This is a genomic window from Mesorhizobium sp. M8A.F.Ca.ET.202.01.1.1 (assembly GCF_004791595.1).
In the GTDB taxonomy this organism is placed as follows: domain Bacteria; phylum Pseudomonadota; class Alphaproteobacteria; order Rhizobiales; family Rhizobiaceae; genus Mesorhizobium.
On record NZ_SRUN01000004.1, the window covers coordinates 149,317 to 162,837 of the forward strand.

Annotated in this window: 11 protein-coding genes; 6 read left to right on the top strand and 5 right to left on the bottom strand. The window is 65.6% G+C overall.

Going from position 1 to position 13,521, the window contains the following annotated elements; translation table 11 throughout:
- The first annotated feature begins 17 nt into the window (after positions 1-17).
- The 3 genes from EN845_RS11285 to EN845_RS11295 are packed head-to-tail and all read left to right on the top strand — an operon-like array spanning position 18 to position 5,256.
- A complete protein-coding gene (locus tag EN845_RS11285) occupies positions 18-4,133 on the top strand; it encodes a Pls/PosA family non-ribosomal peptide synthetase (protein WP_167531327.1) in 4,116 nt (1,371 codons plus the stop codon).
- Positions 4,130-4,606 (top strand): GNAT family N-acetyltransferase, encoded by a 477-nt coding sequence (locus tag EN845_RS11290; RefSeq protein ID WP_127870282.1) that lies wholly within the window; start codon positions 4,130-4,132, stop codon positions 4,604-4,606. Before EN845_RS11285 ends, EN845_RS11290 begins: the two co-directional genes overlap by 4 nt.
- Positions 4,603-5,256 (top strand): 4'-phosphopantetheinyl transferase superfamily protein, encoded by a 654-nt coding sequence (locus EN845_RS11295; protein WP_127870281.1) that lies wholly within the window; start codon positions 4,603-4,605, stop codon positions 5,254-5,256. The genes EN845_RS11290 and EN845_RS11295 overlap by 4 nt, the downstream gene beginning before the upstream one ends.
- A gap of 305 nt (positions 5,257-5,561) precedes the next feature.
- On the opposite strand, the gene EN845_RS11305 is transcribed toward EN845_RS11295, so the two are convergent.
- The 3 genes from EN845_RS11305 to EN845_RS11320 form a co-directional block, all read right to left on the bottom strand.
- Positions 5,562-6,701 carry a KamA family radical SAM protein gene (locus EN845_RS11305; protein ID WP_127870279.1) on the bottom strand — a complete coding sequence of 380 codons (1,140 nt, stop codon included), beginning with the start codon at positions 6,699-6,701 and terminating at the stop codon, positions 5,562-5,564.
- 273 nt (positions 6,702-6,974) lie between these two features.
- Positions 6,975-7,871 carry an NmrA family NAD(P)-binding protein gene (locus EN845_RS11315; protein WP_127870278.1) on the bottom strand — a complete coding sequence of 299 codons (897 nt, stop codon included), beginning with the start codon at positions 7,869-7,871 and terminating at the stop codon, positions 6,975-6,977.
- The gene (locus tag EN845_RS11320) at positions 7,868-8,050 is read right to left on the bottom strand and encodes a DUF1127 domain-containing protein (RefSeq protein WP_127278399.1); all 183 of its coding nucleotides are present in this window, start codon (positions 8,048-8,050) and stop codon (positions 7,868-7,870) included. Before EN845_RS11320 ends, EN845_RS11315 begins: the two co-directional genes overlap by 4 nt.
- 213 nt (positions 8,051-8,263) lie before the next feature.
- Between EN845_RS11320 and EN845_RS11325 the strand changes: the two genes are divergently transcribed.
- Positions 8,264-9,190, top strand: a complete 927-nt coding sequence (locus tag EN845_RS11325; RefSeq protein ID WP_127870277.1) for a transcriptional regulator GcvA — start codon at positions 8,264-8,266, stop codon at positions 9,188-9,190.
- 221 nt (positions 9,191-9,411) lie between these two features.
- Here the strand turns inward: EN845_RS11325 and EN845_RS11330 are convergent, their stop codons facing one another.
- On the bottom strand, positions 9,412-9,624 hold the full coding sequence (locus EN845_RS11330; RefSeq protein WP_127870276.1) for a 4-oxalocrotonate tautomerase family protein: 213 nt from the start codon (positions 9,622-9,624) through the stop codon (positions 9,412-9,414).
- A 72-nt stretch (positions 9,625-9,696) separates the two neighbouring features.
- The gene (locus EN845_RS11335) at positions 9,697-10,470 is read right to left on the bottom strand and encodes an SDR family oxidoreductase (protein WP_127870275.1); all 774 of its coding nucleotides are present in this window, start codon (positions 10,468-10,470) and stop codon (positions 9,697-9,699) included.
- A 103-nt stretch (positions 10,471-10,573) separates the two neighbouring features.
- Here EN845_RS11335 and EN845_RS11340 point away from each other — a divergent pair, with 103 nt between their 5' ends.
- Entirely contained in the window at positions 10,574-11,467 is an 894-nt protein-coding gene (locus tag EN845_RS11340) for a LysR family transcriptional regulator (protein WP_127870274.1), read from the top strand.
- A 109-nt stretch (positions 11,468-11,576) separates the two neighbouring features.
- Positions 11,577-13,235, top strand: a complete 1,659-nt coding sequence (locus tag EN845_RS11345; RefSeq protein WP_127870273.1) for an acyl-CoA synthetase — start codon at positions 11,577-11,579, stop codon at positions 13,233-13,235.
- Positions 13,236-13,521 lie beyond the last annotated feature (286 nt).

A 13,521-nucleotide genomic window follows, 5' to 3' on the forward strand; every position in this document is an offset into this window, starting at 1 on the left:
GACGAGAAAGTTTGGAAATGGACCACGGTATTGATATCGCCGAACTGGACAGGGAAGCGGCAAGATCGGGCGGAGAGCCCGGGACCAGCCGCGACAGCGTCCATGCACCTGCGGAAATTGCCCTCGGAGCGCGCCGCCAGGTCCTGGCAGGCGCCGATTTTGCCCGGGCGGGTCAGTCGGACGAGCGGCTCGACAAGGTCTTCGAGCAACTCGCCGAAACATTTGCCACGCTGCCGGCGGTGATCTCCGAGGGCCGCGCCTGGACCTATCAGGAGCTGGACAGCAGAGCCAACCAGTTCGCCCGCCTGCTGGTCAAGCGCGGCGTGCGGCCGGGCGACCGCGTCGGGCTGATCCTCGACCGGTCCGCGGAAACCTATGTAGCCCTGCTCGCCGTGGTGAAGGCGGGCGCCGCCTTCGTGCCGCTGGCCACCGCCTTTCCGCAGGAGCGCATGGCGCTCATCATCGAGGACGCCAGCGTCAGCCTGGTCGTCACCATCGCCACCTATGCATCGCGGGCCGGCGAGTTGCCGGTTCCGCATCTGTTGATCGACAGCGCCGCCGCCGAAATATCCGCCCAGTCCAGCGCGCCGCTAAAGCCGCACAAGGCATCGGCCGCCACTGCGATCGAAGACATCTGCTACATCCTCTATACGTCGGGCACGACCGGCAGGCCCAAGGGCGTGGCCATCCGCCACCAGAGCTTCGTCAACTTCATCCGCGTCGCCGCCGCGTCCTACGGCTACCGGCCGGGCGATCGCGTCTACCAGGGCATGACCATCGCCTTCGACTTTTCCTCCGAAGAGATCTGGGTGCCGTTCGTCGCCGGCGCGACCGTCGTGCCGGCCCCGGGCCAGATGCCATTGGTGGGCGAAGAGCTCGCCGATTTCCTGCGCCATCACGACATCACCTGCATGGCCTGCAGCCCGACGCTTCTGTCGTCCATGACATCGGATGTGCCCAGCCTGCGCACGCTGCTGGTCGGCGGCGAGGCCTGCCCGCACAATCTGGTGGTGCGCTGGTCGAAGCCCGGCCGGCAGATCCTCAACACCTATGGCCCGACAGAGGCGACCGTCACGGCAACCATGGGTGCGCTGACGCCGGACCGGCCGGTGACCATCGGCGCGCCGCTGCCCACCTATTCGATCGTCATTCTCGACCCTTCGCTGCCGCAACTTGCCGAGCCTGGTGAACTGGGCGAGATCGGCATTGCCGGCATCGGGCTGGCGGTCGGCTATCTCAACCGGCAGGACCTGACCGAACAGAAGTTCATCGCCGACTTCCTCGGCCTGCCGAACAACCCGTCGAAGCGCATCTACCGCACCGGCGACCTTGGCCGGATCAATAACGCCGGCGAGATCGAGTATGCCGGGCGCATCGACACCCAGGTCAAGATCCGCGGCTATCGCATCGAACTCGGCGAGATCGAGGCCGTGCTTTTGGACCAGCCGGAGATCGCGCAGGCCGCCGTCACCACCTGGGAGATCGAGCCCGGCCGCGTCGAGCTCGTTGCCTATTACGCGCCCAAGGCCGGCCAGCCGGCGCTCTCGCGCGCCGACATTGCCCAGACGATGAAGCAGCGGCTGCCGGACTACATGGTGCCCTCCTATCTGGAGGAACTGCCGGCGATCCCGATGACGGTCTCCAACAAGGTCGACCTTCGCCAGCTGCCCAAACCGACCAGCGTCCGGCTTTCGGCCGACCGCGCCATGGTGGCGCCCGGCAATGACGACGAGCGGTTCCTGGCCGACGCGCTATGCACCGTGCTGAAGTTCGAGGAGGTGTCCGTCGAGGACAATTTCTTCGACGATCTCGGCGCCAACTCGCTGCTCATGGCGCATTTCTGCGCTCGCGTGCGCACCCGCAAGGAATGGGCGACGACGTCGATGCGCGACATCTATCTCTATCCGACCGTGGCGCGCCTGGCCAAGCACCTGAGCGCGGCGGAAGAGCTGACGAGCGCCACCAACGAGCCCGTTCTCACCCGCCAGGCTTCCAATCTCGTCTACTGGACCTGCGGCGCGGCGCAGCTGCTGTTTTACGCGCTCTACAGCTACGTGGCGCTGTGGGCGATCAATGACGGCCTCGACTGGGTCTATGACGCGCTCGACGAGCCGCTGCAGCTTTACATCAGGTGCGTGGTGCTCTCGGCCGGTGTGTTCTTCGGCATGTCGGGCTTTGCCGTTGTCGCCAAATGGGTGCTCGTCGGCCGCTGGAAGGCGGAAGCGTTCCCGATCTGGGGCCTGCGCTACTATCGTTTCTGGGTGGTGAAAACCTTGATCCGCACGGCACCCGTCGTGCTGTTCCGCGGCAGCCCGCTCTACAGCCTTTACCTGCAGCTTCTAGGAACCAGGATCGGCAAGAACGTGGTCATAGAATCCCGTGCCGTGCCCGTGTGCACGGACCTGATTTCGATCGGCGACCGAACCATCCTGCGCAAGGAATCGCTGATCCTCGGCTATCGCGCCCAGGCCGGCTATATCCACACCGGGCCGCTGACCATCGGCCGCGATGCCTTCGTAGGCGTCGGCTGCACGCTCGACATCGACACCGCGATCGGCGACGGCGGCCAGCTCGGCCATTCCTCCTCGCTGCAGCGCGGGCAAAGCATCCCCGACGGCGAACACTGGCATGGATCGCCGGCGGTGCCGACCACGGCGGACTATTGCAAGGTGCGCAACGTCAATCCTCCCCGTATCCGGCGCTTCCTCTACGAAGCCGTGCAGCTGATCGGGTTGTTTGCCATCATCACCCCGCTGCCGCTTCTGTTCCACAGCTATTGGGAGAATGTCGGCGACGACTATCAGGAGACGATTGGCCTTGTGGCGATTGGCACCACGGTCACGCTTTTCGGCTACATCGCCGTCGCCTTCCTCGCCGCGACGCTTGTGCCGCGCCTGTTCAGCCTGATCCTGAAACCTGGCCGCACCTACACGCTTTACGGGTTCCGCTACTGGCTGCAGACGGTTGCGGAGTTCTCCAGCAACTCCCGCGTGCTCGGGCTGCTGTTCGGCGACAGTTCGGCCATCGTCCATTACATGAGCGCCATCGGCTGGAACCTGAACAAGGTGGTGCAGACCGGCTCCAATTTCGGCTCCAACCAGCAGCACGAAAATCCGCTCCTGTGCGAGATCGGCACCCAGACCATGGTGTCGGACGGGCTTTTCATGATCAACATGCACAAGTCCGCTTCCGCGTTCCGGCTCGAGCCGACGCGGATCGGCGAGCGCAACTATCTCGGCAACAACATCTACTATCCGCCGGACGGACGCACGGGCGACAACGTCCTGCTCGGCACAAAGGTGATGGTCCCGATCGACGGGCCTTTGCGCGAGAATGTCGGCCTTCTGGGCTCGCCCCCCTTTGAAATCCCGCGCATGGTGAACCGCGACAAGGAACTCATCGCCGGCATCGACGAGGAAGACCGGCTGAAGCGCATTCCGCTCAAGAACCGTCACAATCTGGTGACGATCCTCCTGTTCATCGCGACGCAGTGGGTCATGCTGTTCGCCACGCTGGCGATCTGGGACCGGGCGCTGAACTACTACACCGAATGGGCGGAGATCGCGCTCTTCGTGGCGGTGCTTTTGACCTCGGCCATCACCATTCCGTTCTACATCTTCGTCGAGCGGGCAAGCCTTGGTTTTCGCAAGCTGAAGCCGCAGATGACGACGATCTACGACGTCACCTTCTGGCGCCATGAGCGCCACTGGAAGCTGGCGGATTCGCCCATCGTGCGCCTGTTCGCCGGCACGCCGTTCCGGCCGATGATCCTGCGCATGCTGGGCGTCAAAGTGGGCAAGCGCGTCTATGACGGCGGCGCCAATTTGACCGAGCGCTCGCTGGTGGAGATCGGCGACGACGTCACGCTTAACGAAGGCTGCGTCATCCAGGCCCATTCGCTGGAGGAAGGCGCGTTCAAGTCCGACTTCATCCGCATCGGCGATGGCTGCACGCTCGGGCCGTCCGCCTTCGTCCACTACGGCGTCGTGATGGGCAAGGGATCGATGGTCGATGCCGATTCCTTCGTGATGAAGGGCGAAGAGCTGGAGCCCAACTCCATCTGGCGCGGCAACCCGGCCAAGCTGCACCGGTTCGTCGAGCCGGTCAGCGAGGGCTCCGGGGCATCTTCTTGACGGACCGCGCGCCTGGCGCCGTGGACATCCGTATCGTGCCGGTGACCAAGGCCAATCGAGCCCTGGTCACGGCTCTGCGACTGGCTCCGGAGCAGGTGGACTTCGTCGCCGGCAATGCGGACTCGCTGCGCGAAGCCCGGTCCGATCGGGACGCGCGGCCGCGCGCGGTGATGGCCGGGGACCAGCTTGTCGGATTCCTGATGTACGAGGCGCCACGCGACGATGACGAGGCCCGCATCTACCGCTTCATGGTCGACCGCGCCTGGCAGGGCCGTGGCTGTGGCAAGGCCGCGCTGCGGGCGGTGCTGGAGGAAATCCAAGGGCTCGGCCACGTCAGGCACGTGTCGATCTGCTACGAACCGGAGAACGAGGCGGCACGGCGGCTCTATCGCAGCGCCGGTTTCGTCGAAGAGGGGCTCGACGAGGACGGGGAAATGATCGCCGATCTCGTCCTGGCGCCCGCCGACCGATGACGCCATCAGTCGATCCGTCCGAGGAAATCGCCCTGGCGCGCGCCATGGCCGCCATGGTCCCGGCCGGGGTCCGCACCGGTTGCCGGATCATCCGCGAAGGCGACGAGACCCATCTGTTGTCGGCGGAGGCAGGTTCCATCCCCGCCCGCCAGCCCGCCATGCGGCGGGCCAGCGGCGCGGCGCGCTGGATCGCGCACCGGCTGCTGGCGGATGCCGGCTTCGACGGTTTCGCACTCTTGCGCACGCCCTCCGGTGCGCCCGCCTGGCCGCAGGGGATAACCGGCTCGCTCGCCCATGACGACGACATGGCCGTGGCAGCGGTCGCGGCTGTTGCCGGCATCGGCTCGCTGGGCATCGATGTCGAACCGGCGCTGCCCCTGCCCGATGAGATTTCCGCCCTCGTTGCCATGCCCGCCGACCGGACGGGTACCGCCGACCGGCAGCTTGCCGGCCGCATTCTCTTCGCCGCCAAGGAAGCGGTCTACAAGGCTGCCTATCCGCTGGATCGCGAGGTGCTGGGCTATGAGGACATCGCCGTGGACCTCGAGACTGGCCACGCGACGACGAGGACCGGCCGCAAGGCGCGGCTCGCATACTGCGTTGCCCCGCGCGTGGCCGTGCTGGCGTTTGTCGACGGTGATGGGGTTTAGGGTCAGCCCGACTATTCCTGCTGCGTTACGACATCATGAGTTTCCGGCCGAATGCAGCAATCTTTGGCGTCAGCGCCGCCCCTCACTGTCCTGCCGGACATCTCTCCCCGTATAGTGACGGGGAGAGAGGACCGGCCGCAACGCCGGTGGTTTTCCTGCAACGCTTGAGATTGGCGAAATCGGCGACGGTGCGCCCCTCTCCCGTCACTATACGGGGAGAGGATGCCGGCAGGCAGGTGAGGGGCGGCGCAGACGCTGGCCATTATGAACAGTTGCTATGACGCAAGCAGGAGTACATCCTGGCGTCATGAGCCGGCAGCCGGATTCTTCGAGGGCCGTTCTTCCCGAACGCCCAAAATCTCCCGATAATCCCTCACCGTGCCATCGAGCCCGCGAATGCGCCAGCTCTCTCCGTCGCGCCCCTCGATAGGGCACGGTGCGAGCGGCACCTTGCCGCCGCCTTCCGGAAGATCCAGCACATAGACCGGATTGCAGATGCCCGAGAGCCGCGCCCGCAGCGCTTCCACCAGCGCCTGGCCGTGCTCGATCGTGGTGCGCCGGTGCGCCATGCCACGCGCGAGGTCGCCATGGTGCAGGTAATAGGGTTTTATCCCCAGCCGGTACATCAGCTCGCGGCAGAGCTCTTCCAGCGCCTCGACCGTATCGTTGACGCCCTTCAGCAGAACGCTCTGGTTGAGCAGCACGAAACCGGCCTGTCGCAAGGTGCGGCAAGCCGCTTCGGTTGCATCGGTGATCTCGCGCGCATGGTTGAAGTGGGTGACCACCGTCACCATCAGCCGACCCCGCAGTGCCGCGACCAGCCCTGGCGTGATGCGCGACGGCAGCGCAACCGGCACGCGCGTGTGGATGCGCAACAGCCGCACATGGGCAATAGTCTCGACACGGGCGCGGATTTCGGCAAGTGCCTTATCCGGCAGCGACAGCGGATCGCCGCCGGTCAGGATCACTTCGCGGATTTCGGGATGATCCGCTATATAGGCCAGCGCCGGCTCCAGCGCCTCGCGCGTATAGCCACGGCCGATCGAGGTCAGCGATTCCTTGCGGAAGCAGAACCGGCAATAGACCGCGCATTGATAGGTCGGGAACAACAGCACCCGGTCGGCATGGCGATGCGTCAATCGCGGCACCGGGCTGAATTCATGATCGGCGATCGGATCGCCGAGCTCGCCCTCGGCCTCCTCCAATTCCCCAGGCGACGGGATCACCTGGGCCCGGATCGGATCGGCCGGATCGTTCCAGTCGATCAGGTCGAGATAGCTTTTTGGCGCGCGCACCTTGTGCAGCGCGGCGGCAGCCTGCGCGGCTTCGCGTTCGGCCGGCGAGAGCGGCAGGGAGGCGAGGTCGCGCACATGGCGCACGCCCTGGCGGACATCGTCCTGCCAGGCGGTGTCGGGAGCGCGGGTTGTATCTCTGAGGTTGGGCATTAGCAGGTCTCGGGCTGTTCGCGCGGACCTATCGGCTGGATGGGCTGTTGGGTCAACCGCCGCGCTCTACGGCGCCCCCCTCTGTCCTGCCGGACATCTCCCCCACGAGGGGGGAGATTGGCAGTTCAGACGCCGGCTCTCACTTTATAGCTTTATAGCTTTGGAGATTGGCGAAAGCGGTCGCGACATCCGATCTCCCCCCTCGTGGGGGAGATGTCCGGCAGGACAGAGGGGGGCGCCGGAGAGAGCCGACTTTGCCAAGAACCCTAACCTTCACAACCTCCGCCCACCCTCGCCGGCCATCGCCACAAAAGCGCTCTCAATGCTTTCAAACCTCAGCTCCGGATAAAGCGCACCCGCTTCCGGAGTGGCCGTCTCGAGCGCGGTCTCGCCACGGAGCCAGAACGCCCGCAGCAATCCAAGGCCGGGAACCGCCGCGATCATCGCCTCCAGTTCATCGGCGCTCATCTGCTTGACGCGCGGCGAGCGGCCACTCACTTGCTGCCACAGCTCGATCATCGCGCTCTGCGTGATCTTGTTCTGCGCGATGCGGATTTCGCCGCGAACAGCATCGGGATCCTCCAGAGCGCGCATCGTGACGGCGGCGATATCCTTCTCGCTGACAAACGTCGCCGGCACATTGCCGTCGCCATAGAGCGTCACCTCGTCGGGCGGCAGCGGCGAGGAGCCGAAGCGCGTCAGGTCGCCCAGCGTCGCCACCCAGGTCGAGAAGAAGCCGTTGGTGTAGATCACCGTATAGGGCAGGTCGGCCTCCCGGACCGCGTCGAAGACGGCCCGCTTGATGTCGAGCGGTTCGATCGAGCCGGGTGCGGCGGCGGCGAAGTCGAGGCCGAAGCCGGCGGACGGCACATAGCGGGAGACGCCGGCATCCCTGACGGCGCGCACCAGCGTCATCTCGCTGGCCGAGCCGACATGCACCGAACTGATGACGCGATCGACCTTGCCGACGGCGCGCAGAAGGCTGTCATAGTCGTCGAGATCGCCGATATGCACCGTGGCGCCGAGCTCCTTCAGCGGGCGCATCCGCTCTCCATTGGCTGATGTTGCCGGCCGGACGAGTACATGCAAGCTGTCGCCATTGCGCGCGCTGGCCTTCGCCATCTCGCTGCCGAGAAGCCCGGTCGCGCCGATGATCAACGTGCTGGTCATATCGCCCTCCCATTGCCGAGAATTGAACCGTCCCAGTCGCGTTCAAGGCCGATGTCATGCAAACGGCGGTCGGAAAGCCGGGAAACCTTGCGCAATGTGCGGCGGCGCTCGAACGCAGCCGCGCTTCGCATGGCAAGGCCGCTCACCGCGGCAGTGATGGGTCCAAGGGTCAGGTTCATGTTCGTCTCCTGTGTTCTAGCGGGCGCGAGAATGCCGATGTCGCCCACCGGGCGAGCATGACGATTGCTCACACTTGTCTGGTCAATTCAGCGCATCGATAAACCGGAAATCCGGTGTGGATGCTTGGTACGCCTGAATATTGGGCGGTTTCGGGCTGGACGACAAACGACTCTTTGTGCAGGATTTGTGAGTAACACTCACAGGTCGAATCCATGCCGCGCAGATTGCCGCCCCTCACCGCCTTGCCCGCTTTCGACGCGGCCGCCAGGCATTTGAGCTTCTCCAAGGCGGCGCAAGAGCTCAACCTCACCCATGGCGCCATCAGCCGCGCCATCCGCAACATCGAGGACAGGCTGGGCATCCAGCTCTTCGATCGCGGCACGCGCTCCGTGCGGCTGACCGTTGTCGGCGCGGCCTATGCGGCGGAGGTCGGCAAGGCGCTCGACCAGATCGCCGCCGCCACCATCGCCGCCATGCCCGACCGCTCGACGCGCATCCTGAACGTCAGCACGTCGGACGGTTTTGCCGGCCGCTGGCTGGTGCCGAGGCTGCACCGCTTCCATCGCGCCAATCCCGACATCGACGTGCGGCTGGCGACTTCGGGCGTGCTGGCCGATTTCGTCAGCGACGGCATCGACATATCCATCCGCTACGGCCGCGGCGGCTATACCGGGGTGACGGCGGAATTCCTCGCCGACGAGGAGGTCTTCCCCGTCTGCAGCCCGGAACTGCTTGAAGGCGAGCACCCGCTGCGGCAGCCCACGGATTTGAGGCATCACAAGCTGATCCACGACGCCTTCCGCATCGACTGGGCGACATGGCTTGAACAGGCCGGCGTCGAAGGCATCGACCCCAAACGCGGCGTGCGCTTCGATTCCGCCACCTTCGCCGTCGAGGCCGCCGTGCATGGCGAAGGCGTGCTGCTCGGCCGCAGCGCGCTGGTCTCGGCCGACCTCGCGGCCGGGCGGCTGGTACGACCCTTCGACCTCGCGTTGAAATCAGCGGCCAGCTACTACGTCGTCTATCCCGAAGGCGCGCTGCGCCAGAAGAAAGTCAGGGCGTTCCGCGACTGGCTGTTCGCCGAGATCGCGGCCGACTGGGTCGGCGTGCCCAAGAGCCAGGCGCCCGAAGCCAGCTGAGCGCATCCGGTTCCATCGATTGATCAGGCGCCAGCGACGAAAGAAGCGAGACAGGTGGACAACTCGGGGCTGCCCACCTGGCCCCCGCCGCGAATGCATGCCGCCCCAAAGGGGGCATCGGTTTTTCGGGAACCGACATGCATTGAAAGGCCCCGCGGACAGAGTGGACGTTGGCGTTCGCGGCGACCAGTCGTCATATGACGGGTATCGCGTTCGAAGGCCTATTCCTCGGCGCGAAAAGCTTCCGGCACGATGAACACCTCGTCGGCGCGGCCATAGCCGCCGTCGGCGACTTCCTCCACCAGCACCATCGTGTAGGGCCGCACGCCCTCGCCGAAGAATTCGACGAACATGGCTGTCGTGCGATGGATGAGGTCTTCCTTCTGCGCCTTGGAGAGCGCCGCCTGCGGCATCTTGATATTGGCGAATGGCATTGTCTGTTCCTTGTTTCTGGAGGTTGGCTTCAGGTTTCGGAGATGGTCGGCAGACAGCAGCGGCCTGCCTCCTCAGATCACGCCGCCATTGGCGCGGATGATTTGCCCGTTGACCCAGCCGCTGTCAGGCCCGGCGAGGAACGACACCACGCCGGCAATGTCGTCGGGCTGGCCAAGGCGACCGAGCGGGATCATTTTTCCGATGGCCTCGATCTGCGCCGCGCTTTTGCCGTCCGTGAACAGCGCCGTCTCGACCGGTCCGGGCGCCACCGCGTTGACGGTGATGCGGCGCGCGCCAAGCTCCTTGGCCAGAATGTGCGTCATCGCCTCGACCGCCGCCTTGGTGGCGGCATAGACCCCGTAACCCGGCTGGTAGAGGCCGACGACGCTGCTGGAGAAATTGACGATGCGGCCGCCGTCGCGCAGCCGCCGCGCGCCTTCGCGCATGCCGCGGAACACGCCGCCGAGATTGATCGCGATTTGGGTATCGAAGAAGGCGTCATCGGCCTGCGCGATCGGCGAAAGCTTCAGGATGCCGGCATTGTTGATGAGGATATCGATGCCGCCGAAGGCCTTCTCGCCGGCATCGAATAGGTTGGCGATGCCCGTGGGATCGGCGATGTCGGCCTGCACGGCGATCGCCTTGCCGCCATCGGCTTCGATGGCGCGCACCACCGCCTCGGCCTCCGCCTGTCCCTGCGCATAGTTGACGACGACGGCAATGCCGTCGCGGGCAAGCCGCCGCGCGATCGCCGCGCCGATGCCCTTCGAGGCTCCGGTCACGATCGCCGCTTTGGTTTGACCCGTGCTTGTTTGGTTGCCCGTACTTGTTTGGCCGGATGTCATGGAAGTCTCTCCTTCTTGTTGGTGAGACGGATATAGGCCGCGCCAATTTCCGGATAATCAGCTATCTGTTGACATCACTATTCGGAAACTGCGAACAAAGCCCATGGATCGGTTCGACACGATGCGGCTCTTCGTCCGCGTGCTGGAGCGGCGCAGCTTCACCGCTGCCGCCGCCGATCTCGGCCTGCCCAGGTCAACCGCGACGGAAGCGATCCGGCGGCTGGAAGAGCATCTCGGCGCGCGGCTGCTGGAGCGCACGACGCGCCAGGTGAATGCCACGCAGGACGGCGAGGCCTATTACCGGCGCTGCCTGTCGATCCTGGCCGAGATCGAGGATGCCGAGGCCGCCTTCCGCAATGCCGAGCCGTTCGGCCTGCTGCGCATCGATGCCAGCACGCTGCTCACCCGCACCTTCCTGCTGCCGCGCCTGCCGGAATTCCTCGCCCGCTTTCCCCGCATCGACCTGCAGATCGGCCAGAGCGACCGGCTGGTCGACCTCGTACGCGAGGGTGTCGACTGCGTCATCCGCGTCGGCGAACCGCCCGACAGCGGCATGATCATGCGCCGCCTTGGCATGATCCGCGAGATGACCTGCGCCAGCCCCGCCTATCTCTCTCGCCACGGCACGCCCGCCTCCCCCGACGCGCTGGACGGCCATCAGGCGATCGGCTTCGTCTCCTCGCGCACCGGCGAGGTGCTGCCCTTCGAATTCACCGTCGCCGGCAAGACCCGCGAGGTCCGGCTGCCCGGCCGTGTCGCCGCCAACAATTCCGATACCGCCGCCGACCTGGCGCGGCTCGGCCTCGGCCTCATCCAGGCGCCGCGCTATCGCTTCGAGAAGGATTTGGCCGACGGCAAACTGGTCGAGGTGCTGGCCGAATACCCGCCATCGCCGACGCCGCTGTCGGCGCTCTATCCGCAGAACCGGCAGCTTTCGCCGCGCATGCGCGTCTTCCTCGACTGGGCGGCGCGCATCTTCGCCGAGGCGAACTTGTAGGGCGAAGGATGCAGGGTAGCATCCATCGTTGCCCATCGGCGCCATCTGATGCCATTGTCGCCGCGACAGCGCGCCATGGGGAGATGGCGCACCGCCAGGGAGGATTTTCATGACCACGACACAAGCCGGCTTGCCGCGCTATGACGATGCCGTCGCCGGCTTTCGCATCGAGGACGAGATCGCCAGGCTGCAAGGCGATCCGGCGACCGGCATCAACGCCTATGTCGAATGCTGCGGCCGGCACACCGGCCAGAACCGGTTGGCGCTGCGGGCGATCTCCGCCGGTGGCGAGCTCAGCGAATTCACCTTCGAGGATCTCGACGCCATGTCCGGACGTGTCGGCAATCTGCTGAAGGGACTGGGCGTCGGCCCCGGCGATGTCGTTGCCGGCATGCTGCCGCGCATTCCCGAACTGGTGGCGCTGATCCTCGGCGTCTGGCGCATCGGCGCCGTCTACCAGCCGCTGTTCACCGCCTTCGGCCCGAAGGCCATCGAGCACCGCCTGGAATACAGCGCGGCCAAGGTGGTGGTGACCAATCCGGCCAATCGCGGCAAGCTCGACGAGGTCGCCAACCTTCCACGGATCGCCACCATCCTCGGTGCGGACGATGCCTTGCGTCAGGGCGACATCGATTTCCGCGCCGCCCTGGCCGCCGCTTCGCCGGCCTGCGAACCGGTGATGCGCCGGGGCCGAGACCTGTTCATGATGATGTCGACTTCCGGAACGACGGGCCTTCCCAAGGGCGTGCCGGTGCCGCTCAGCGCTCTGATGGCCTTCGGCGCCTATATGCGCGATGCGATCGGCCTGCGCCCCGACGACATCTTCTGGAACATCGCCGATCCGGGCTGGGCCTATGGCCTCTATTACGCCATCACGGGTCCCCTGCTGCTCGGCATCGCCACCACCTTCAACGAGGGGGCCTTCACCGCCAGGACCACCTATGACGTCATCTTGCGGCTTGGCGTCACCAGCCTCGCGGGCTCGCCCACCGCCTTCCGCCTGCTGCTCGCCGAAGGCCCCGATGCCGCCGCGCGCATAAAAGGCCGGCTGCGCGTGGTGAGCAGCGCCGGCGAGCCGCTCAACCCGGAAGTGATCCGCTGGTTCGACGCCCACCTTGATGCGCCGATCCACGACCATTACGGCCAGACCGAGAACGGCATGATGGTCAACAACCATCACGGCCTCGCGCACCCTGTCCGCGCGGGCTCCGCCGGCTTTGCCATGCCCGGCTACCGCATGGTGGTGCTGGACGAGGCCGGCAACGAGCTCGGCCCCAACCAGCCAGGCATCCTTGCCGTCGACATCGCCAACTCGCCGCTGCGCTGGTTCGGCGGCTACCACCAGGCCGAAACCCCGGCCATTTCAGGTGGCTACTACCGCACCGGCGACACGGTGGAATATGAGCCGGACGGATCGGTCTCCTTCATCGGCCGCGCCGACGACGTCATCACCTCGTCGGGCTACCGCATCGGCCCTTTCGACGTCGAAAGCGCGCTGATCGAACACCCCGCCGTCACCGAGGCCGCGGTCGTCGGCGTGCCCGACCCGCAGCGCACCGAAATCGTCAAGGCCTTCGTCATCCTCGCGCCCGCCTACAAGGGCAGCCCGGAGCTGGCCGAAGAACTCGCCCTGCATGTCCGCAAACGCCTCTCGGCCCACGCCTATCCCCGCGAGGTGGAGTTCGTGACGGAATTGCCGAAGACGCCGAGCGGCAAGATCCAGCGGTTTTTGCTGAGGAAGGCGGAGGTGGAGAAGAGGAAGGGGTGACAGGGGTGCGAGAGCGGAAGAATTGAGTCCGAATGATAGCACACGCTTGGTGGGACATGTGAGGTCTTGAAGGTGGCCGATTGCAGACAGGGTGATTCAGTCGTCGGATCTTCAGGAGCGGACTTTTAGGTCGGTACAGATCGGCCTGAGGTAACCCAAAGGCGAGTTCGAAATCAGCGTCGATTCAAATAGAGTTGCCGGGGATGGAGTGGGGTGCGAAAATCAGCGCAAGCTTTGGGCCGCGCGGCTCTTGGCAGATACCTTAGGGACCGAATTCGGTGGCCCG

What these genes read in the sequence shown, in the direction of transcription:
- EN845_RS11285 (WP_167531327.1), top strand. Translation starts at nt 18, where the DNA reads ATGGACCACGGTATTGATATCGCCGAACTGGACAGGGAAGCGGCAAGA.
- EN845_RS11295 (WP_127870281.1), top strand. Translation starts at nt 4,603, where the DNA reads ATGACGCCATCAGTCGATCCGTCCGAGGAAATCGCCCTGGCGCGCGCC.
- EN845_RS11305 (WP_127870279.1), bottom strand. Translation starts at nt 6,701, where the DNA reads ATGCCCAACCTCAGAGATACAACCCGCGCTCCCGACACCGCCTGGCAG.
- EN845_RS11315 (WP_127870278.1), bottom strand. Translation starts at nt 7,871, where the DNA reads ATGACCAGCACGTTGATCATCGGCGCGACCGGGCTTCTCGGCAGCGAG.
- EN845_RS11320 (WP_127278399.1), bottom strand. Translation starts at nt 8,050, where the DNA reads ATGAACCTGACCCTTGGACCCATCACTGCCGCGGTGAGCGGCCTTGCC.
- EN845_RS11325 (WP_127870277.1), top strand. Translation starts at nt 8,264, where the DNA reads ATGCCGCGCAGATTGCCGCCCCTCACCGCCTTGCCCGCTTTCGACGCG.
- EN845_RS11330 (WP_127870276.1), bottom strand. Translation starts at nt 9,624, where the DNA reads ATGCCATTCGCCAATATCAAGATGCCGCAGGCGGCGCTCTCCAAGGCG.
- EN845_RS11335 (WP_127870275.1), bottom strand. Translation starts at nt 10,470, where the DNA reads ATGACATCCGGCCAAACAAGTACGGGCAACCAAACAAGCACGGGTCAA.
- EN845_RS11340 (WP_127870274.1), top strand. Translation starts at nt 10,574, where the DNA reads ATGGATCGGTTCGACACGATGCGGCTCTTCGTCCGCGTGCTGGAGCGG.
- EN845_RS11345 (WP_127870273.1), top strand. Translation starts at nt 11,577, where the DNA reads ATGACCACGACACAAGCCGGCTTGCCGCGCTATGACGATGCCGTCGCC.